This window comes from Bradyrhizobium cytisi (genome assembly GCF_008123515.1).
GTDB lineage: Bacteria > Pseudomonadota > Alphaproteobacteria > Rhizobiales > Xanthobacteraceae > Bradyrhizobium > Bradyrhizobium cytisi.
Genome location: NZ_VSSR01000042.1, coordinates 87,436 through 106,804 on the forward strand (window position 1 = coordinate 87,436; position 19,369 = coordinate 106,804).

20 protein-coding genes are annotated in these 19,369 nt (G+C 64.3%); 10 read left to right on the forward strand and 10 right to left on the reverse strand.

Annotation, left to right across the window (positions count from 1 at the left end):
• Positions 1-48: 48 nt before the first annotated feature.
• Together FXB38_RS24830 and FXB38_RS24835 are read right to left on the reverse strand one after the other, a co-directional pair.
• Positions 49-1,596: an undecaprenyl-phosphate glucose phosphotransferase gene (locus tag FXB38_RS24830; protein WP_187435125.1), complete on the reverse strand. Its 1,548-nt coding sequence runs from the start codon at positions 1,594-1,596 to the stop codon at positions 49-51.
• A 119-nt stretch (positions 1,597-1,715) separates the two neighbouring features.
• Complete coding sequence (locus FXB38_RS24835) at positions 1,716-2,849, reverse strand: glycosyltransferase family 4 protein (RefSeq protein ID WP_148753578.1); 1,134 nt, start codon at positions 2,847-2,849, stop codon at positions 1,716-1,718.
• A gap of 202 nt (positions 2,850-3,051) precedes the next feature.
• On the opposite strand from FXB38_RS24835, the gene FXB38_RS24840 reads away from it, so the two are divergent.
• Entirely contained in the window at positions 3,052-5,298 is a 2,247-nt protein-coding gene (locus FXB38_RS24840) for a GumC family protein (RefSeq protein WP_148753579.1), read from the forward strand.
• 21 nt (positions 5,299-5,319) lie between these two features.
• Here the strand turns inward: FXB38_RS24840 and FXB38_RS24845 are convergent, their stop codons facing one another.
• Positions 5,320-6,501 carry a GNAT family N-acetyltransferase gene (locus FXB38_RS24845; protein ID WP_148753580.1) on the reverse strand — a complete coding sequence of 394 codons (1,182 nt, stop codon included), beginning with the start codon at positions 6,499-6,501 and terminating at the stop codon, positions 5,320-5,322.
• A 129-nt stretch (positions 6,502-6,630) separates the two neighbouring features.
• Here FXB38_RS24845 and FXB38_RS24850 point away from each other — a divergent pair, with 129 nt between their 5' ends.
• The gene (locus FXB38_RS24850) at positions 6,631-7,689 is read left to right on the forward strand and encodes a polysaccharide deacetylase family protein (protein WP_148753581.1); all 1,059 of its coding nucleotides are present in this window, start codon (positions 6,631-6,633) and stop codon (positions 7,687-7,689) included.
• Between the two features lie 40 nt (positions 7,690-7,729).
• On the opposite strand, the gene FXB38_RS24855 is transcribed toward FXB38_RS24850, so the two are convergent.
• Positions 7,730-7,939 carry a DUF2842 domain-containing protein gene (locus FXB38_RS24855; protein ID WP_148753582.1) on the reverse strand — a complete coding sequence of 70 codons (210 nt, stop codon included), beginning with the start codon at positions 7,937-7,939 and terminating at the stop codon, positions 7,730-7,732.
• A 110-nt stretch (positions 7,940-8,049) separates the two neighbouring features.
• Between FXB38_RS24855 and FXB38_RS24860 the strand changes: the two genes are divergently transcribed.
• A complete protein-coding gene (locus FXB38_RS24860; RefSeq protein ID WP_148753583.1) occupies positions 8,050-9,129 on the forward strand; it encodes a COX15/CtaA family protein in 1,080 nt (359 codons plus the stop codon).
• A 10-nt stretch (positions 9,130-9,139) separates the two neighbouring features.
• On the opposite strand, the gene FXB38_RS24865 is transcribed toward FXB38_RS24860, so the two are convergent.
• The 5 genes from FXB38_RS24865 to FXB38_RS24885 form a co-directional block, all read right to left on the reverse strand.
• Complete coding sequence (locus FXB38_RS24865) at positions 9,140-9,484, reverse strand: hypothetical protein (RefSeq protein WP_148753584.1); 345 nt, start codon at positions 9,482-9,484, stop codon at positions 9,140-9,142.
• A 105-nt stretch (positions 9,485-9,589) separates the two neighbouring features.
• Positions 9,590-10,342: a class I SAM-dependent methyltransferase gene (locus FXB38_RS24870; RefSeq protein WP_187435126.1), complete on the reverse strand. Its 753-nt coding sequence runs from the start codon at positions 10,340-10,342 to the stop codon at positions 9,590-9,592.
• Positions 10,343-10,480: 138 nt separating this feature from the next.
• On the reverse strand, positions 10,481-11,761 hold the full coding sequence (locus tag FXB38_RS24875; RefSeq protein WP_148753586.1) for an O-acetylhomoserine aminocarboxypropyltransferase: 1,281 nt from the start codon (positions 11,759-11,761) through the stop codon (positions 10,481-10,483).
• 130 nt (positions 11,762-11,891) lie between these two features.
• The gene (locus FXB38_RS24880) at positions 11,892-12,476 is read right to left on the reverse strand and encodes a CoA-binding protein (protein WP_148753587.1); all 585 of its coding nucleotides are present in this window, start codon (positions 12,474-12,476) and stop codon (positions 11,892-11,894) included.
• A gap of 19 nt (positions 12,477-12,495) precedes the next feature.
• Positions 12,496-13,320: an enoyl-CoA hydratase gene (locus tag FXB38_RS24885; protein WP_148753588.1), complete on the reverse strand. Its 825-nt coding sequence runs from the start codon at positions 13,318-13,320 to the stop codon at positions 12,496-12,498.
• An 82-nt stretch (positions 13,321-13,402) separates the two neighbouring features.
• Between FXB38_RS24885 and FXB38_RS24890 the strand changes: the two genes are divergently transcribed.
• The 6 genes from FXB38_RS24890 (at position 13,403) to FXB38_RS24915 (ending at position 17,087) form a co-directional block, all read left to right on the forward strand.
• Entirely contained in the window at positions 13,403-13,831 is a 429-nt protein-coding gene (locus FXB38_RS24890) for a PaaI family thioesterase (RefSeq protein WP_148753589.1), read from the forward strand.
• 158 nt (positions 13,832-13,989) lie between these two features.
• Positions 13,990-14,454: a 50S ribosomal protein L13 gene (gene rplM, locus FXB38_RS24895; RefSeq protein ID WP_091965253.1), complete on the forward strand. Its 465-nt coding sequence runs from the start codon at positions 13,990-13,992 to the stop codon at positions 14,452-14,454.
• Positions 14,455-14,456: 2 nt separating this feature from the next.
• Positions 14,457-14,936, forward strand: coding sequence for a 30S ribosomal protein S9 (gene rpsI, locus FXB38_RS24900; protein WP_007611021.1), 480 nt, complete (start codon positions 14,457-14,459; stop codon positions 14,934-14,936).
• 229 nt (positions 14,937-15,165) lie between these two features.
• On the forward strand, positions 15,166-16,398 hold the full coding sequence (locus FXB38_RS24905; RefSeq protein WP_148753590.1) for a GGDEF domain-containing protein: 1,233 nt from the start codon (positions 15,166-15,168) through the stop codon (positions 16,396-16,398).
• A 57-nt stretch (positions 16,399-16,455) separates the two neighbouring features.
• The gene (locus FXB38_RS24910) at positions 16,456-16,692 is read left to right on the forward strand and encodes a hypothetical protein (protein WP_148753591.1); all 237 of its coding nucleotides are present in this window, start codon (positions 16,456-16,458) and stop codon (positions 16,690-16,692) included.
• A 98-nt stretch (positions 16,693-16,790) separates the two neighbouring features.
• Entirely contained in the window at positions 16,791-17,087 is a 297-nt protein-coding gene (locus FXB38_RS24915; RefSeq protein WP_148753592.1) for an antibiotic biosynthesis monooxygenase family protein, read from the forward strand.
• Positions 17,088-17,093: 6 nt separating this feature from the next.
• Here the strand turns inward: FXB38_RS24915 and FXB38_RS24920 are convergent, their stop codons facing one another.
• Positions 17,094-18,230: an AI-2E family transporter gene (locus FXB38_RS24920; RefSeq protein ID WP_148753593.1), complete on the reverse strand. Its 1,137-nt coding sequence runs from the start codon at positions 18,228-18,230 to the stop codon at positions 17,094-17,096.
• Positions 18,231-18,490: 260 nt separating this feature from the next.
• Between FXB38_RS24920 and FXB38_RS24925 the strand changes: the two genes are divergently transcribed.
• Entirely contained in the window at positions 18,491-19,264 is a 774-nt protein-coding gene (locus FXB38_RS24925) for a gamma-glutamyl-gamma-aminobutyrate hydrolase family protein (protein WP_187435127.1), read from the forward strand.
• Positions 19,265-19,369: the final 105 nt, after the last annotated feature.

Genomic DNA, 19,369 nt, shown 5'->3' on the forward strand with positions numbered 1-19,369 from the left:
ATCGCCCGGTCAAGCCGGGCGACGACAGTGGGGCTGGGGGACCACAACTCAATACGCGTTCTCGTTCTTGGTCAGCAGCGAGAGCGGCGTCTTCAGGAGAATGACGAGGTCGAACAGCACCGACCAGTTCTCGATGTAATAGAGGTCGAACTCGACGCGCTTCTGGATCTTCTCTTCGTTGTCGATCTCGCCGCGCCAGCCATTGATCTGGGCCCAGCCGGTGATGCCGGGCTTGACGCGATGGCGGGCGAAATAGCCGTCGACGGCTTCGTCGAACAGGCGGCTCTGCAGCTTGCCCTGTACCGCATGCGGACGCGGGCCGACCAGGGAGAGATTGCCGGAGAACACCACGTTGAAGAGCTGCGGCAGCTCGTCGAGGCTGGTCTTGCGAATGAAGCGGCCGACGCGGGTGACGCGCGGGTCGTTCTTGGTCACGACCTTCGATGCGGTCGGGTCGGCCTGGTGGTGATACATCGAGCGGAACTTGTAGACGTCGATGCGCTCGTTGTTGAAGCCGAACCGCTTCTGGCGGAACAGGACCGGGCCGGGGCTATCGAGCCTCACGGCCAACGCCACCAGCGCCATCACGGGAAGTGCGGCGAGCAGCGCGAGGCTGCCGACGATGCGGTCGAACAGCCACTTCATCACCAGATCCCAGTCGGTGATCGGCGCCTCGAACACGTCGAGCGTCGGCACCTCGCCGAGATAGGAATAGGAGCGGGGTCGGAAGCGCAGCTTGTTGGTGTGCGCGGAGAGGCGGATGTCGACCGGCAACACCCAGAGCTTCTTCAGCATCTCCAGGATGCGCGTCTCGGCGGAGATCGGCAGCGCGAACAGCACCAGATCGACCCGGGTACGGCGGGCGAATTCGACGATGTCGTCGACCTTGCCGAGCTTGTGCGCGCCGGCGCAGGTATCGAGCGCGCGGCTGTCGTTGCGGTCGTCGAACACGCCGAGCACGTGGATGTCGGAATCCTCTTGCGCCTTCAGCGCCTCGACCAGCTGCTCGCCGTTGCTGTCGGAGCCGACGATGATGGTGCGGCGATCGAGCCGGCCCTGGCGCGCCCAGCTGCGCACCAGCGAACGCAGCGCCAGGCGTTCGGCAACCAGCGCCGCAAGGCCGAGGAAGTAGAACGCGGCAAGCCACAGCCGCGACATGTCGCTGCCGAACTTGGCGAAAAAGGAGATACCGATGAACAGCAGGAAGACGAACGACCAGGACGAGATCATCCGCGTCATCTGTCGAAGCTGGCCGCGGAACAGCTGCACCTGATAGATGTCGGCGGCCTGGAAGCAGACCACGGCGGCGAGCGCGACGGCTATGATCTCTGCGGGATAGACCCAGCTGAAGCCGACGAGCGGCATGACGTATGCGACATACACGGCGATGCCGATCACGCTCAGCAGCGCGAAATCGATGGCGCGCGCAAAGCCGGTGATCACGATCGGCGAATAGGCGCGTGCGACCTTCTGGTTCACGACGTCGAGTGCGGCCGGCGTCAGGCGGCGGCGTCGCTCGACAAACGGCTGGTCAGCCGGCTTGGCCGCGGCGCTGGTCGCGGCATCGAGCATCGAGCGTGCGTTGAGCGGTTCCACGGGCGTCCACGTCCATTCCAACGACCCGCGGGCGCGGCTTTGCATCCCCGGGCAAGCATCCCCTGGCACCTCGATTATCGGACAAATCGGAAGATTCTCTAAAGCGGCCTTAATGATGGTTAATGATTTGCAAATGCGTCGCGGTAACCTGCGATCACGCCGTCAACCATCGCCTGCTGGGAGAAATGCGTCGAGATCCGCTCGCGGAGCGACACTGCGCGTTGGGCGGTTCCCTGCGGATTATCGAGCGCGGTCGCGATCGCCTCGGCCATGGCTTCGGCGTTGCTCGTCGCGAACAGGGCCGGGCTCTCCGGCCCGAAGATCTCGGGGATGCCGCCGACGCGCGCTGCGATCATGGGGACGCCGGCCGCGCCCGCCTCGATCACGACATAAGGCATGGAATCGCCGCGCGAGGGAACGACCAACAGGCGCCCCTTGGAAAAGCCGTAGCGCGCCTTGACGTGGCCGGTGAAGCGGATCGCGTCCGCCAGGCCGAGCCGCCCGACCTGCGCTTTCAACGTCGCCGTCTCCTCGCCGTCGCCGCCGAGCGTCAGCGTGACCCTTTTGCCGTTCTCGTGCAGCCGCGCCACTGCGTCGACCAGGAGGTCGGCGCCCTTGATGTGCCTGAATTCGCCGACATAGGCGAGGTCGGTGGCATCGTCGGCGATAACGACGGGCTCGAACTCCTCTGGCGTCACGCCGTTGAAGACGCAATGCACGACGCCCTTGGGCGTGCCGACGATGCGCTGGTAGGTGTCGCGGGCAAAGGCGCTTTCGAACAGGAACAAATCCGTCGCATCCATCAGCGTACGCTCGAGCCGCGCGTAGAACTCGCCCTTCAGGGTATTGAGCGGATAGTGCAGCGAGCCGCCATGCGGGGTGTAGATGCGGATGGTGTCGTCCGCGCGGCGCCGCATGCGCACGAAGGCGCCGGCCTTGGCACCGTGGCCGTGCAGGACGTCCGGCTTGAGCGTGGCGATCAGGCGGCGCATGCGCAGCCACACCAGGAAATCCTCCGGCGAAGGTTCGCGGCGGATCGCCAGCCGGTGCACGCCGAGCTTCAGCCGCGGCGCGAGTTCGGCCAGCGCCTTGTCCGCACGTTCGCCGCCGGTCAGGCCGTCGGCGAGAATCCCGACAAGATGACCGCGATCGACCTGGCCGTTGGCGAGGTCGAGGATGTGCCGGAAGATACCGCCGACGGGCGCACGTACGGCGTGAAGGATGCGAAGCGGCTGGTCGGGAGAGGGGGGCATGATCAAAGCCAGCGCTCGACGGCGAATGCCGAACAATGTTCTCGAAATATCGAGATGGATTAAGGGGCCTCGTGGTTAACAAACGGTGACGAGCGCGCGTGCGTTGCTCGCGAGACGTGGCGATTAACCCAGCGGCAACCTTAATGGAGTGTAATCGGCCCCATTGAGGTACATGTGTGGCGTTGCCCTGCGGGAGTGTTCGATGCGTTTAGCGTTCTGGCGTGCCGGCAAGGACAAGGCCGTCATCGAGCGGGCCGTTTCGAAGGCCAAGCATGAAGCCAAGCCTGAGACCAAGCCCAGAGTTGAAGCTCGGCCCGCGCCGGCCGTTGCGCAGCCGGCATCAGCCGAATCTGGTGACATCGATCTGCACGCGCTTGGCGCCGCGCTTGCGCGCAAGCGCGGCTGGATCATCGTGCCGACGATGCTGGCTCTCGTCGCCTCCGTCGCGATCGTCAATCTCATCACGCCGCGCTACAAATCCGAGTCGCGCATCCTGATCGACGGCCGCGAGAACGTGTTCCTGCGCCCGAGCAGCGACCGCAGCACCGAGGAGCGGCAGGCGCTCGACCCCGAGGCCGTCACCAGCCAGGTGCAGCTCGTGCTGTCGCGCGACCTCGCGCGTGAGATCATCAAGAAGAACAAGCTTGCGGAGCGCCCCGAGTTCGACCCGGTGCTGCAAGGCGTCTCTCCGCTGAAGTCGCTCGCGGCGCTGGTCGGGATCGGCCGCGATCCATTCTCGATGACGCCGGAAGAGCGCGTGCTCGACGCCTATTACGATCGCCTCCAGGCCTACTCCGTCGACAAGTCGCGCGTCATCGTGGTCGAATTCCAGTCGCAGGATCCCGAGCTGGCGGTGCGCGTCGCCAATTCGATCGCGGATGGCTATCTCGTGCTCCAGCAAAATGCGCGCCAGGATCAGGCCCGCAACGCCAGCCAGTGGCTTTCGGGCGAGATCGAGAACCTGCGCAAGAAGGTCTCCGACGCCGAAGCCAAGGTCGAGGACTTCCGCTCCAAATCGTCGCTGTTCGTCGGCACCAACAACACCACGCTGTCGAACCAGCAGATGGGCGAGGTCAACACCCAGCTCAACAATGCACGCTCGATGAGGGCTGACGCAGAGTCCAGGGCTCGGCTGATCAAGGAGATGCTGCAGAGCGGCAAGCCGATCGAGGCCTCCGAGGTGGTGAACTCCGAGCTGATGCGGCGGTTGTCGGAGCAGCGGGTGACGCTGCGTGCTCAGCTCGCCGAACAGTCGTCTACGCTGCTAGGCAATCACCCGCGGATCAAGGAATTGAAGGCGCAGCTCGGCGACCTCGACAATCAGATCCGTGACGAGGCGGCCAAGATCTCGCGCTCGCTCGAAAGCGACGCGCGGATCGCCGGCGGCCGGGTCGACGGCCTGACCGCGAGCCTCGAGCAGCTCAAGAAGCAGGCGACCTCGACCAACGGTCAGGATGTTCAGCTGCGTGCGCTCGAGCGTGAAGCCAAGGCGCAACGCGACCTGCTCGAGACCTATCTTGGAAAATACCGCGAGGCCAGCACTCGCGAGAGCATCGATTCCGCGCCGGCGGAAGGCCGCATCATCTCGCGCGCCATCGTCTCAAACACGCCCGCCTATCCGAAGAAGCTGCCGATCGTGCTGATCGCGACGCTGGCGACACTGCTGCTCTCGTCAGGTCTCGTGGTCACCGGTGAGCTTCTGCGCCAGACCGCGCCGCGCGCCCTTGCTGCGCTCCCGCGGTCTGTGGCTCGCCAGGAGCCGGTCGTCGATGCGCCGGTTGTCGATGCGGTCGAGATCGAGCCGGCCCCGCTTCAGCCAACGATGACGGCCAATGCCGATGTCAGCGAGTTTGCAGAGATCGGGCAACTGGCCGAAAGCCTGATTGCTGCAGGGGCGGGTGCGAAGAAGATCACCGTGCTCGGCACCGCCTCGGGCGATGCCATCACGCTGTCGACCCTGACGCTCGCCCGCCATCTCGCACGCAGCGCGCGCGTCGTCGTGGTCGATCTCGCCGCGTCCTCGCCGACGATTGCTGCGGTGTCGGTCGATCCGACGGCGCCCGGTCTTGCGGAATTGATGCAAGGGCAGGTCTCGTTTGCGCAGGTCATCACGCGCGACAAGCTCTCGCGGCTGCACCTGGTCATGGCTGGCCGTCCCGGCTTCGATCGCAGCCTGCTTCAGTCGCCGCGGGTGACGCTCGCGATCGATGCCCTGCTGCGCGCCTACGACCACGTGCTCGTTGACGCCGGCAGTGCCGAAGACTTGCCTGCAGAGCTGCTGACGGCGAATGCTCGCGCCGTCGTGGTGCCCGATGTCTCGATGGAGGCGGATGCACGCGTGCTGATGTGCGAGCAGCTCAAGGCCGTCGGCTTCAGCGAAGTGACGATGCTGAGCCGGCCGGTGCAGCCGTCGGAAGGGATGGAAGGACCGCGCGTGGTGGCGGCGTAAGGAGAGGGAGCGCCTCGGTGCTTAACCGAACGCTTGCCGCAGCCGTCGCGCCAGGTCGAACAGCATCTGGTTCTGCTTGACCAGGCGCTTACCGTGGTTGAGTGAGGACATCGCCATCGCCGCGAGCTTGCCGCGCGAGGTCAAGGGCACGAAGCTGTCAAAAATGTCCTCGTCGTCCTTGCAGAACATGCGCTTGTACTCGTCCGTGCCGATACCGAGGTCGAGCGAGCGATAGCCGCGCTCGGCGTAGCGGTCGATGATGTAGCGCATCAGGATCAGACCCGGGCTGTAGCGGGCGTGCTCCGACATCGTGTAGGTGTTGAACATCATCGAGAAGCGCTGGCCGTCGGCGACGCCGGCGAAGATCGCGATCACCTCGTCGTCGCATTCGAGCGCATGGATGTCGATGACACGGCCTTCGCCGCGCGGCGCGAGGCAGGCGCTGCGGATGAACTGTTCGACGCCCGGCTCGGCAAAGACGTTCGGCAGCTTCTGCTCGGCCATCCGTACCGGCTTGAGCCGGAAGAACCAGTCGAGCAGGCGGGTGACGTCCGCGTCCGTCGTCGCAAGGTGGTAGCGATAGCCGGCGAGCGCCTGTAGTTTCTTCTCCTTGCTCTTCAGCCGGCGGCGGAAGGAGTTGCTGATCCGGGATGCCGGCGGGCCGCCCGGCTCCATCGCCAGCAGCGGGCAGCCATTGATCGCGCTCTGCTGCGGCAGCATGGCAAACGGGTTTTGCTGGTCGTGCCAGCGCTTCGGCTGCTGTCTCAGCGCGAGCACGTCGACCTGGTCATGCAAAGGCGCGAACAGTACGTCGAGATCGGCGGTGACAGCCTGTGCTGCGAACTCAGCGTTCCACAGCGCCATGTTGAAGGTCGTGTGCTTGCCGCCCATGAAGCAGGCCGTGCGCACACCGTGGCCCTGGCGCAGCGCGAGGGGGAGCAGCGCGAGCGGTGTCTGCCCGGCGTCGCGGGCGATCACGACGAAGGGACGGGCGCCTTCGCGTTCCCCGACCGATCGTTGCCACGAGCCCAGGAGATCGAACCGCTGATAGGGCGTGAAGAGATGACCGGGCTCCTCGAGGGCGCGCCAGACCGCCTCAGCCTCTGCAATATCGCTGATGAGGTCGACATGCGCGATACGGCTCGCTTTCGACCGCGCTGGCGATTCTGCCGTCCGGCTTTGCATCGCCGCAGCCATGGTCATCCGCGAAACCTGTCGAGAAAACGAAAAATGCGTAGTTCGGCCTGTGGCCGACCTTTGCAAATAAATGTCAACAAAGGGTAATGACAATAGCTGAGGGAACGGGCCGCCGGCGAACGCGAAGGTGGGATATTGGCATCCGACGACAGATGGCTGGAGCGGTTGCGGCTCGAGCTGGCCTGGTTCACCGGCCAGCCGCTGCTGCGCAGCCGTGGCGCCGGCGCAATCTTGCGCTTCGAGCGCGTGCGGCCGCGGCGGAGCGGTGCGTTCCAGCCACTGCGCCAAAACGAGATCACGCCGCAATTTCTCGATCGTGCTATTCGCGCGCTGAAGCGCTGGAATTATGATTTTCTCGGCATGGACGAGGTCTGCCGGCGCGCGGTGACGCTGCCGGAGAAGCGGCGCTTCGTGGCGCTCACCTTCGACGGTGCTGCCAAGGACCTCATCAGCTTCGCCTATCCGGTGCTGGCGCGCCACGCCGTGCCGTTCACGCTCTACGTTCCCACCGCCTTTCCTGATGGCGTCGGCGAGGCGTGGTGGCTCGGGCTCGAGCAGGTGATCGCGCGCGAGAGCCGGATCAACCTGATGATGGGCGACAGGGAGCAGCGCTTTACCGTTACTGATAATGCCGAGAAGCAGGCGCTGTTTTCGTTCCTCGAGAGCTGGCTGCGCTCGCTGCCGCCGGCAGATTTGTCGGTGGCGATCGCCGATCTCTGCACGCGCTACCGGATCGATCTTGCCGCACTCTCGCGCGAGGCGTCGATGGACTGGGAGGATCTGGCCAAGTTAGCTGCCGACCCGAGTGTCACGATCGGCAGCGCGACCGTGAACTATCCCGTTCTCGCCAACATAAAGGACGTCGCCGCGTTGCGCGAGATGACGATGGGCAGGGCGGTGGCGGAAGCGGCCTTCCGCCGCGAGATTCGGCATCTGGCGTTTCCGTTCGGCGATCGCGCCTCGTTTCGGCGCAGCCACGTCGTGATGGCGGAGGAGGCCGGTTTTGCCAGCGCGGTGTCGACCATTTCGGGAATCGTAGATGCGGAAGGCCGCACCAATCTGCGTGCGCTGCCGCGGATTTTCTGGGACGGGAGGATGCGCTCGCTGCGCATGATGCGCGTGCTGGTGTCCGGTGTGGCGTTTGCGCCGGTGAAACCGACGGGCAGCGTTGCGAGCCGACTCAACGATGGTTAGAGCCTTCAAATCCGACAAGCGCGCAAGCGCGTTTGCGGGGTTAGGCGCGATCGGGCCGCTGCATCCAGCTCACGATCGGCATCGCCGGCAGCACCCAGCCCATGCCGACCACCACATAGTAGATCGCCTGTCGCCAGCCGGACTCGGCGATCCACGGCATCTGCGCCGCCGCCATGCCGAGCAGGGCCCAGACGGTGGCCAGCACGAGGAGCAGGATGGCGCCGAGGAACTTGCGGGTGCGGATCGTCATGGCGGAATATTGCGGCTTTCGCGTAACTTGCGCTGCGGGAGCGGGGGACTATAAGGGGCACGCAGTCCAGTTCAAGTAGCTTAGATACAAGGCTTGGTCTTGCCCCTGAAATGACGACGAATTCCGCCCCGAAAAACCCGCGCGCCGTGCGCTGGTGGCTGATCTCCGTGGCCGCCCTGATCGCGCTGATGGTGCTGGTCGGCGGCGCGACGCGGCTGACGGAATCCGGCCTGTCGATCGTCGAGTGGAAGCCCGTCACCGGCAGCGTGCCGCCGCTGTCGGAGACACAATGGACCGACGCGTTCGAGGCCTACAAGAAGATCCCGCAATATCGCGAGCTCAACGCCGGGATGTCGCTCTCCGAGTTCAAGCAGATTTTCTGGTGGGAATGGAGCCACCGGCTGCTCGGCCGCTTCATCGGGGTTGCCTATCTGCTGCCGTTCCTGTTCTTCCTGTGGCGCGGCGGTCTCTCCGGCGAATTGAAGCGGCGGCTGTGGCTGCTGTTCGGGCTCGGCGGCCTCCAGGGCGCGGTCGGCTGGTGGATGGTGGCATCAGGTCTGTCCGAGCGGGTCGAGGTGTCGCAATATCGGCTGGCGACGCATCTGGCGCTGGCGCTGCTGATCTTCGCCGGCATCGTCTGGACGGTGCGGCGGCTCGCCGATCGGCCGCAGCTTGCCGTTCCCGCGCGGCTGCGGTTCACGAGCGCGGTGCTGGTGATCGTGACCTTCATCCAGATCTATTTCGGTGCGCTGGTCGCGGGCCTGCGCGCCGGACGCGCCTACAACACCTGGCCGCAGATCGATGGCGCCTTCATTCCGTCTGCAGAGCGGCTGTGGTTCGAGACGCCGTGGTGGCGCAACATGTTCGACAATGTGCTGACGGTGCAGTTCGAGCACCGCATGACGGCTTATCTGCTGTTCGCACTGGCGGCGCTGCACGCGTTCGACGCGGTGCGTTCACGCGCCGGCTCGGCGGCGGGCGGTGCGCTCTGGTTGTTCGCGGCCGTGAGCGTGCAGGCGGTGCTCGGCATCCTTACGCTGCTCAACCAGGTGCCGATCGATCTCGCTCTCTCGCACCAGACGGTTGCGATCGTGGTGCTCACGCTTGCGGTGATGCAGGCGGAGCGGCTCGCTTCTCGGCGATCGGCCGAGATGCAGCCGCGCGTGGTGCCGGTCGGCCAGGCCGGCTGATCCCGGCTGATCAGCAATAACCGTAGATGCCGCACGAGTAGGGCAGGCGCCAGAAATAATCGACCTGCTTCCCGCCGTAATACGAGCCCTGATAGTCGTAGTCCCAGGGGCGGCCGTAGTAACCCGGCAGCGTATGCGAGCCCGGCAGCAGCGGCGTGCCCGGCAGGTTGCGGATATAGCTGCCGACACCGTAGGCCGGCGAGATCAGCGCATCCGGATCGGTCTCGACATAGACCTTTGGCGGTTCCTGCGGCGGAGCGGCGGCCCGTCGCTTCGGCGTCGCCGGCAGATCGGCGGCAACAGCGGCTGAAACCATCAGCATCGCTGCCAGGGCAGGTACCATCCAGCGCAGCATTTTCGGCTCCGAATCAAAGGCGCGATCCAAAGTCCATGTATGCGGCAGATATGGTTAATGACTGTTAACCGTCGCACGCGGGCGCGCTTTCACGGGCTGCGTTGATCAGGCAGGGAACGTCCTGACCGGGGTGACGACCGCGTCGAATTGAATGCTCACCCTGTTCTTCAGAACGTGCTGGATGACCTCCGTTTCCGACTTGTCGAAAAACTCATCCCAGTTCGCGGCTTGACCGAACTCTCTGGCGAAATCGATCTCGGCGAACCTTCCAAGGAAGAGGGCCGTGACGTCAGATTCATTGTTCTTCGCGATCAAATGTTTTTGTCCCGACTTCTTCATGTACAGGCTGATCATGCGGAGAGCCTTGTAGACCAGCGTGCTGTCGTGAAAGAGAACGACCGCATCGCTCTTCACCAGCGGAAGCGTCCACAGGAAGTCCCTGAAGCAGGCGATATCGGTGTGCTCGCCATCGATGAAGGCGACATCGAAGCTGTTTTCCGCCCCTTGGACCGAATCTACCGAGCCATCGAACGTTGTCAGCTTGGACGTCGGAACGCCACGCGACACCAGATTATCAATCATGGTCTGGTGCGTAATTCCGGAATAGTCGTACTTGGCGCCCCTCTCGTCTGGCTGTTGCCGCCCTCTTTCATCAATTGAGAGCACCGCCTTGCATGCGGGGTCCAGCAGAAACGGGGTCAGGCTCCCGCCGAGATAAGAGCCGATCTCGACGTAAGAAAACGATCCCAGCACTCTCTTGGTGAGAGCTATGGTCTGCAACAGGAACCTTTTATCGTGAGCGCTTGTTTGCGAGGGAATTGGGAAAAGCGTTCCGATATCCGGCACGGCGATATTCATGGCCATCCTTGTGCAGTCGTGATCATGATGCCCGGTTGAGTCGTGGGGGCGTTGAGCGACCGTAGCGACGGAAGCTGGCGCGGAGCCTTCGGCATGGCGCAGCGCCAGATCCCGGTGCGGATGGACAGCGTTGAGGCTCTACGCGCTCAGCGCCTGCTCCAGGTCTGCGATCAGGTCTTCCTTGTCCTCGATGCCGATCGAGAGCCGGACCACGTCGGGGCCGGCGCCGGACTTGATCTTGGCGGCGTCGTCGAGCTGGCTGTGCGTGGTTGAGGCCGGGTGGATGACGAGCGAACGGGTGTCGCCGACATTGGCCAGATGCGAGAACAGCTGCAGTTTCGACACCAGATTGACGCCGGCGTCATAGCCACCCTTCAGGCTGAAGGTGAACACGGCGCCCGCACCCTTCGGGGCATATTTGCGCGCGAGCTGGTTGTACTTGTCGGTTGCCAAGCCGGCATAGTTCACCGCGGACACCGCGGAGTGGCCGGCGAGGAATTCGGCGACCGCCTTGGCGTTGTCGCAGTGCTTCTGCATGCGCAGCGGCAGCGTCTCGATGCCGGTGAGGATCATGAAGGCATTGAACGGTGACAGGGCGGGCCCGAGGTCGCGCAGGCCGAGCACGCGGCAGGCGATGGCAAAGGCGAAATTGCCAAACGTCTCTTGGAGACGGATGCCGTGATATTCCGGCCGCGGCTCCGACAGCATCGGATATTTTCCGCCGGTGGACCAATCGAAGGTGCCGGCATCGACGATGATGCCGCCGAGCGAATTGCCGTGGCCGCCGAGAAATTTCGTCAGCGAGTGCACGACGATGTCGGCGCCGTGGTCGATCGGGCGGATCAGATAGGGCGAGGCCAGCGTGTTGTCGACGATCAAGGGCACGCCCGCCTTGCGCGCCACCGTCGAGATCGCCTCGATATCGGTGATGCTGCCGGCGGGATTGGCGATAGACTCGATGAAGATCGCTTTCGTGCGCGGCGTCACCGCGCGCTCGAAGCTTGCGACGTCATCGGGATCGGCCCACACAACGTTCCAGCCAAAACTCTTGAACGCATGCGAGAACTGGTTGATCGAGCCGCCATAGAGTTTTCGCGCGGCGATGAATTCGTCGCCGGGCTGGAGCAATTGCTGCAGCACCACGACCTGCGCGGCATGGCCCGAGGCCACCGCAAGCGCGGCGGTGCCGCCCTCGAGCGCGGCCACGCGCTCCTCCAGCACAGCATTGGTGGGATTGCCGATGCGGGTATAGATGTTGCCGAACGCCTGCAGGCCGAACAGCGAGGCCGCGTGGTCGGCGTCGTTGAACACGAACGATGTCGTCTGATAAATCGGAGTCGCGCGCGCACCGGTGGTGGGATCGGGCTGTGCACCGGCATGCACGGCGAGGGTCGAAAATCCCGGAAGGCGATCGCTCATTTGGGGGGCGTCCTGTTCTTATGGTCTGAAATCGCGCGGCATGCTGATCGGCGTCACGGCTGCCGTCAAGCCGCCGCTTCACAGCTCGGCGCTACGCATTGTCACGTTCGCGCAATGGAAATTTATTGCGTCAGTTTTGTTCGGTCTTGTTTTTGGCGGCGCGATCCGAGGCCGCGGTCTCGCCGCCCCCGACACTCATCCGATTGAGGGACAGCCGCATGCCCTGCGTCGGCGCAGGCGGGCGCTTGGAGCTGAGCGTGCGCGAGTTGACGCCCATCCAGGAAATTTCCGACGACAGCCTGCCATATTCGATTTTTGGGCAGCGGTTCATCACGACCTTGATGCCTGCGGCCTCGGCCTTTTCCGCCGCCGCATCGTCACGCGCGCCAAGCTGCATCCAGATCACCTTCGGCAGCGGATCGAGTGTGAGGGCCTCGTCGACGACAGGCATGATGTGGCTGGAGTTGCGAAAAATGTCGATCATGTCGACGGGACCTCCGATGTCGCGCAGCGAGGCGACGAAAGGCTTTCCAAGCAGGTCCTTGCCGACATGACCGGGATTGACCGGGATCATGTCGTAGCCGCGCTGCGCCAGATATTTGAACGCGAAATAGCTCGGCCGCACATTGACCGGCGAGGCGCCGACCATCGCAATCGACTTCACGCTGTTGAGGATGGCGCGGATGTAATTGTCGGGATAGGCGTCGTGGTTCATCTGGCGTCTTTTCTTGTTGTCACTCATCCCGCCATGTTGGCGCGCGCTTCTCGATGAAGGCGCCGATGCCTTCCTCGGCGTCGCGCGCCATCATGTTCTCGGTCATCACCTCTGCCGCATAGCGATAGGCGTCCGCAAGGCTCATCTCGGCCTGGCGGTAGAACGCCTCCTTGCCGAGCTTGACGGTGTAGGCGGATTTCAGCGCGACCTGCTGCGCCAGCGCGATCGCGACGTCGCGCTCGGTGCCGGCTGCGACCACGCGGTTGACGAGGCCGATCTCACGGGCGCGCTGGGCCGGGACCGGCTCGCCGGTGAGCAGCATCTCCATCGCCTGCTTGCGCGGCACGTTGCGCGATAGTGCCACCATCGGCGTCGAGCAGAACAGGCCGATGTCGACGCCGGGTGTGGCGAAGCTCGCCGCCTCCGACGCGATCGCAAGATCGCAGCTCGCCACGAGCTGGCAGCCGGCGGCGGTCGCGATGCCCTGGACTGCTGCGACCACCGGCTTCGGCAGGTGCACGATCGCCTGCATCATCGCGCTGCAGGCGTTCATGAGCTCGGCGAAATAGGCGCGGCCGCGATCGGGATCGGTGCGGCGTGCGGTCAGCTCCTTCATGTCGTGGCCGGCGGAAAAGGCCGGGCCGTTGGCGGCGATGACGGCGGCGCGAATGCGCTTGTCCTCGGCAATCGCGTTGAAGCTTGCATGCAGCTGGCCGATCATCGCCTCCGACAGGCTGTTGCGCGCGGCGGGGCGGTTCAGTGTCAGCACGGCGACACTGCCGACGATCTCCCGCAGCAAGATCGGCGGTTCCGGGGAGGGGGGTCGGGCGGGCTGGACGGACATTGAAGATTCCGCTTGGGTTATTGCAGTTGGATGACGCAGATAACTTAATGTAACAAGCGACGTGAAGCGAGGGTGAGGGGGCATGGCGTTAGCGAAAATGAGCGTGGCGGAGCTCGAGCAGTTTCTCCGCGACGAATTTCCCCAAGCCTTCAGCGGCGACGACATCATGATCGAGAGCGCGGACGGCCAGACCTGCCTTTTGCGCCAGCGTTACAGCGAACGGATGCTGCGGCCGGGCGGAACGGTGTCCGGCCCCACGCTGATGGCTCTGGCGGATTTCGCCATGTACGTGGTGCTGCTGTCGGCCATCGGGCCGATCGGGCTGGCGGTGACCACCAATCTCAACATCAATTTCCTGCGCAAGGGCCAGCCGGGGCAGGATGTGCTGGCGGAGGCCCGGCTGCTGAAGCTCGGCAAGCGCCTGGCGGTCGGGGAGGTGAACTTGTTGTCGGGGACCTCGCCCGATCCGATCGCCCATGTCACATCGACCTATTCCATTCCAAATGTTTGATCTTTTTGCAGGTATTATAGCACCATATTTATAAGGCACTGATTTTATTGGCATAATTTCCGTGTCCAGGCATTGACCGTTGCGCGTCTCTTCTCTAGAAACCCGCGCAGTCCGGTGCGGTGTTCGCGCCGCTATTCCCCGTCCACGGAAACTCTGACATGAAAACCTTTTCGGCAAAGCCGGCCGAGGTGACGAAGAAGTGGGTGCTGATCGACGCCAAGGGTCTGGTCGTCGGCCGTCTCGCCACCATCGTTGCCATGCGTCTGCGCGGCAAGCATCTCCCGACCTACACCCCGCACGTTGACTGCGGCGACAACGTCATCATCATCAACGCCCAGCATGCAGTCCTCACCGGCCGCAAGCGCGAGCAGAAGACCTACTACAAGCACACCGGCTATGTCGGCCACATCAAGGAGCGCACCGCGCGCCAGATCCTTGAAGGCAAGCATCCCGAGCGCGTGCTCGAGAAGGCCGTCGAGCGCATGATCCCGCGTGGTCCGCTCGGTCGCGTCCAGATGGGCAACCTCCGCGTCTATGGTGGTGCTGATCATCCGCACGAGGCCCAGACGCCCGAGAAGATCGACATCGCCAAGTTGAACCGCAAGAACACGAGGGCCGCATAATCATGGCCGAATCCATTCAGTCGCTCGACCAACTCTCGCAGCTCAAGACCGCGGCGGCGCCCGATGCGCCCAAGCACGAGAAGAAGGTCGACAAATTCAACCGCGCCTACGCCACCGGCAAGCGCAAGGACGCGGTCGCCCGGGTCTGGATCAAGCCGGGCGCCGGCAAGGTCACCGTCAACTCGCGCGAGGTCGAGGTCTATTTCGCCCGTCCCGTGCTGCGCATGATGATCGAGCAGCCGTTCTCCGTGGCCGCCCGTTCCGGCCAGTATGATGTGATCTGCACCGTCGCCGGCGGCGGCCTGTCCGGTCAGGCTGGTGCTGTTCGTCACGGCATCTCCAAGGCGCTCACCTATTTCGAGCCCGAGCTGCGCACCGTGCTCAAGAAGGGCGGCTTCCTCACCCGCGACTCGCGCGTGGTCGAGCGCAAGAAGTACGGCAAGGCCAAGGCCCGCCGGTCCTTCCAGTTCTCGAAGCGTTAATCGCTTCGGTCACATTCGCCGCGAAAGCGGCTTCAATGAGAAGCAAAAGGGCGCTGATTTCAGCGCCCTTTTTGTCATTCGTTTGTACGCAAATTGAAGACGAGTTTCCCGAAAACTTGGGGCCGCGTGAAAACCTGAATGGAACTCGCGGGACATAGCGTCGCATCTGGAAGGGCGCGCAAATCGGATGTGCCGATCGCGTAACTGCTATGTTCAAGAGGGGGCCGACATGATGTCGCTCGATAGCATGACGCTCTATTTGGTTGCCACGATGGTCGCCGCATTGCTCGGCGCCATGATGGTGTTTTTCGGCAGACAGGAGAACAGCCCCGCGCTGAAATGGTGGGGCACCGCTTATCTGCTCGGCGCAGCTTCCGTCGCGCTGTGGACGGCGACCGGCGACAAGCTCGGCTCGCACCTCTATCTCGCATTGAACGCGGTCGGTTTCGTCGCCTGCGGCATGGTGTGGAATGCGGCGCGCGTCTTCCACGGCCGCAAGCCGAACTGGCCCGGTCTCGTGCTTGGTGCACTCGCCTGGGTCGCGACCGTAACACTGCTCGATCCCACCGCGTCGATGCTGCGCATGATCATCGGCGCCGGCATCGTCTCGGTCTATGCGGCGCTGACCGCGAGCGAGCTCTGGGTCGAGCGGCGCAAGAGCCTGCAACGGCGCTGGCCGGCCTTCGTGGTGCCGGTGATGCACGGCTGCGTGCTGATGCTGCCGATCCTGCTCGGCAGCTTCCTGCGCCCGAACGATGCCGGCTTCTCCCACAGCGTCTGGGTCACCGTGTTCGCGGTCGAGCTCGTGCTCTATGCCGTCGGCACCGTGTTCGTGATCTTCATGCTGGTGTCCGAGCGCACCGTCACCGCGCACCGCACTGCCGCGTCGACCGATCCGCTGACTGGCATGCTCAACCGCCGTGGCTTCTCGGAAGCTTGTGCGCGGACGATCGAGCGCGAGGCCAAGGGCGGCCGGCCCGTCACCGTGATGATCTTCGACATCGACCATTTCAAGTCGATCAACGACCGCTTCGGCCATCCCGCCGGCGACGAGATGCTGAAGCTGTTCTCGACCGTGGTCGTCAATAATCTGCGCATCTCGGACCTGTCGGGCCGCATCGGCGGCGAGGAGTTCGCCGCACTGCTGCCCTGCGCGCTGGAGGAGGGTGTGCTGGTCGCCGAGCGCGTACGCGAGGCGTTCGAGACCTCGGGCGTCGTGGTCGACGAAGGACCGGTCGACACCACCGTCAGCATCGGTGTGGCCGGCGGCCCCGCCGGCACCGAGCTCGAGGTGCTGCTGGCCTCGGCCGACACCGCGCTCTACCAGGCCAAGCGCGGCGGCCGTAATCGTGTCGAGGCCGCGGAGGAGCTGCCGTTGTCGCTGGAGAACTGGCGCCGCCAGAGCGCCGCGCGGATCGGTGCAGCGAAGCCAGAGTCCAAGACACAGCCGGCGACGGCCTGAGACGAAAGGGCTTCGCGGTAATCCTCTGTTTACCATTCGGTTCCTACCATTGCGGTCATGGAATCGATCCGTCGACAGAACCCGCAGGCCGCCCTGATGTCGCTCGAAGCCGCCGCGGCCTCGACGCGCGGCGGCTTTGCCTGTCTGTTCTCGACAGCGGACGAATACGAGACCGCCCTGATTGCCGAGCGCCGCGCCCAGGGACGTTACACGCCGAGCCGCAGCTATTGGCCGATCGCGCTGTTTCTCGGTTGCGCGCTCATCGTTGCAGGCACCGTGCTGCTATTCGCCTGAGAGCGCCGCATTTTCGGCCGGGCAGGGCGCCGTTTCGGCGCCTTTTTCTTTGGTGCCGGCTGCGGTAGATACGGTCACCAAGCAAAAGGGTGAAACCGATGATCACCGAGATCGCGCAAATCGACGTCAAGCCGGGCAGCGAGAAGGATTTTGAGGCCGCCGTCGCCAAGGCCAAGGCCGCCTTCGGCCGCTCCACGGGCTTTCACGGGTTTGAGCTGCACAAATCGATCGAGAAGCCGCAGCGCTATCGGCTGATGGTGAAATGGGCGACGCTGGAGAACCATACCGTCGACTTCCGCAGCTCCGAGAATTTCACGGAATGGCGCGGACTCGTCGGTCAGTATTTTGCCTCGCCCCCGGAGGTCGAGCACACCGAGACCGTGCTGACGACCTGAGCGAGGTCAGGCCACCTCTGCGAGGGGCGGCGTCTCATACGTCTTGAAATGGTCGATCATGACCTTGGCAATGGCGACGAGGGGCAGCGCCAGCGCCAGGCCCCAGATTCCGAAGACGACGCCGAGCAGGATCTGGAACGCGAACAGCGTGGCCGGCGGAATGTCCAGCGCCTGGCGCTGGAGTAGCGGCGTCAGCACGTAGCTCTCCATCGCGTGGACGCCGAGGAACAGGATCAGCGCCGATAACGCGGGAATCCAGCCCGAGGCGAGGCTCGCCAGCACCACCACCACGCCGGCGATGATGGCGCCGACGGTCGGGATGAAGGCGAGCAGGCCGGCCTGGATTCCCAGGATGAACGAGCCCGGAATGCCGATGATGGCAAGCCCGATCCAGGTCACCACGCCGACCGCCAGCATGACGATGATCTGCGCGATCAGCCAACGCTCCAGCGTCTCGCCGATGCGGTCGATGATAAGGGTCGTGCGGATGCGATATTTCGCCGGTGCGAGAACCAGCAGGCCGTCGTGATAGACGCTGGGCTGCGCCGCGAAGGCCAGCCCGAGGAACAGCACGATGAAGATGTTGCCGACGGCGCTGATCGCCCCGAACAGCAGCTTGAAGGTCCGGCTCACGATCGCCCCGCCGCTGGAGGCAAGCGCGCCTGCGCCCGGCAATGGGCCGTGTGCATTCGAGCTCGGGGCAGGCGCCGAGGCGGTGTCGCTGGTGGAAGAGGCGGGCGCGGCGCTGCCGAGATCGAAGAAACTGGTGTCGATGCCGCGATTGTCGAGGAAGGATTTGACGTGTGCAATCTGCGATTTGATGGTGTTGCTGAGCAGTGAAGCCTGCTCGGCGATGGTGGCGCCGCCGAGATGGGCCACACCCGCGAGCATCAGGACCAGTGCAGCGCAGACGATCGCGAGCCGCAGCGGATGCGGCAGGTGCACGCGTCGCCCGAGCGCGTTGGTCAGCGCGTTGAGCCCGAGGCCCAGCAGCATCCCGGCGAAGATCAGGAGCAGGGTGGCGGCAAAGTACCAGGTGAAGGCCAGCAGGACGGTAAACAGCACGACGCCGATGCCCCCAGCCGAAATGGCCCAGGCCAGGTCGGTGCGGGTCCGGGACCGTTCATCAACAGGATTGGTCACATCGTTTCCTTTCGGAAGGCGCGGCAGGGCCACTCATTCGTGAAATCCCGCCAGGGAGCAAAAGGCTGCGGCCGCGCCGGCTTGACGCGTCCGCGACCTCCTGAGAGCCAACGCCGGCCCATTGAAGGAGTGCCATGGCCGTCACCTGATGGGCATTTGCGCGAAATAGCATTGCCGTCCCGCGATCCCTTCTGTTGAATTTGTTCCCTCAGAGGGGCATCTTGGGAGAATCTTCTTCGGCGGGGAGGTCGGAACGGGAGATGAGAAAGCCGGTCGTCGGCGTGATCGGGAACGCCCATCGCGTCGAAAATCGATTTCAGGTCCAGATGGTCGGCGAGCGCAATTTGCGCGCCGTGGCCGAGGTCTCCGGCGGCTTGCCGGTGATGTTCGCGGGCTCGCCCGACATCACCGATATCGCCGCTCTGCTCGATACCGTCGACGGCATCGTGCTCACCGGGGCGCGCGCCAACGTGCACCCGACCCGCTTCAACGTCGACCCCTGTGAGAAGCACGAGCCTTACGACATCCATCGCGACGAGGTCGCGCTCGCGCTCTCGGTCGCCTGCGTCGCGCGCGGCATACCGCTGTTCGGCATCTGTCGCGGCTTGCAGGAGATGAACGTCGCCTTCGGCGGCTCGCTGCACCCGGAGATCCGCGAAATCCCGGGCCGCATGAACCATCGCATGCCCAGACTCGAGAATGGCGAGATCCATCCCGATCCGACCGTCGTGTTCGCCGACCGTCACGACGTCGACCTCACGCCGGGCGGTGCGTTCGCAACGCTGCTCGGCTGCGAGAAGATCCGGGTCAATTCGCTGCACGGGCAGGGCATCCTCGATCCCGGCAAGCGCGTGCTGATCGAAGGCATCGCCGAGGACGGCACCATCGAGGCGATCCAGATCGCGGAAGCCTCGACCTTCGCACTCGGTGTGCAATGGCACGCCGAATACGACCCGCAGCGCAATCCCATCAACCGCAAGCTGTTCGAGGCGTTTGGCGAAGCGATGGCGGAGCGACAGCGCGCGACGACATAGTTTCGGATTGACCAACCGCTCATGGTTCATGCCGTGCCACAAGGTGGCGCGGGCTAACCCTTCCAAGACCCCATCAGAAAACTGGCGTCGATTCGTTGATCCTTC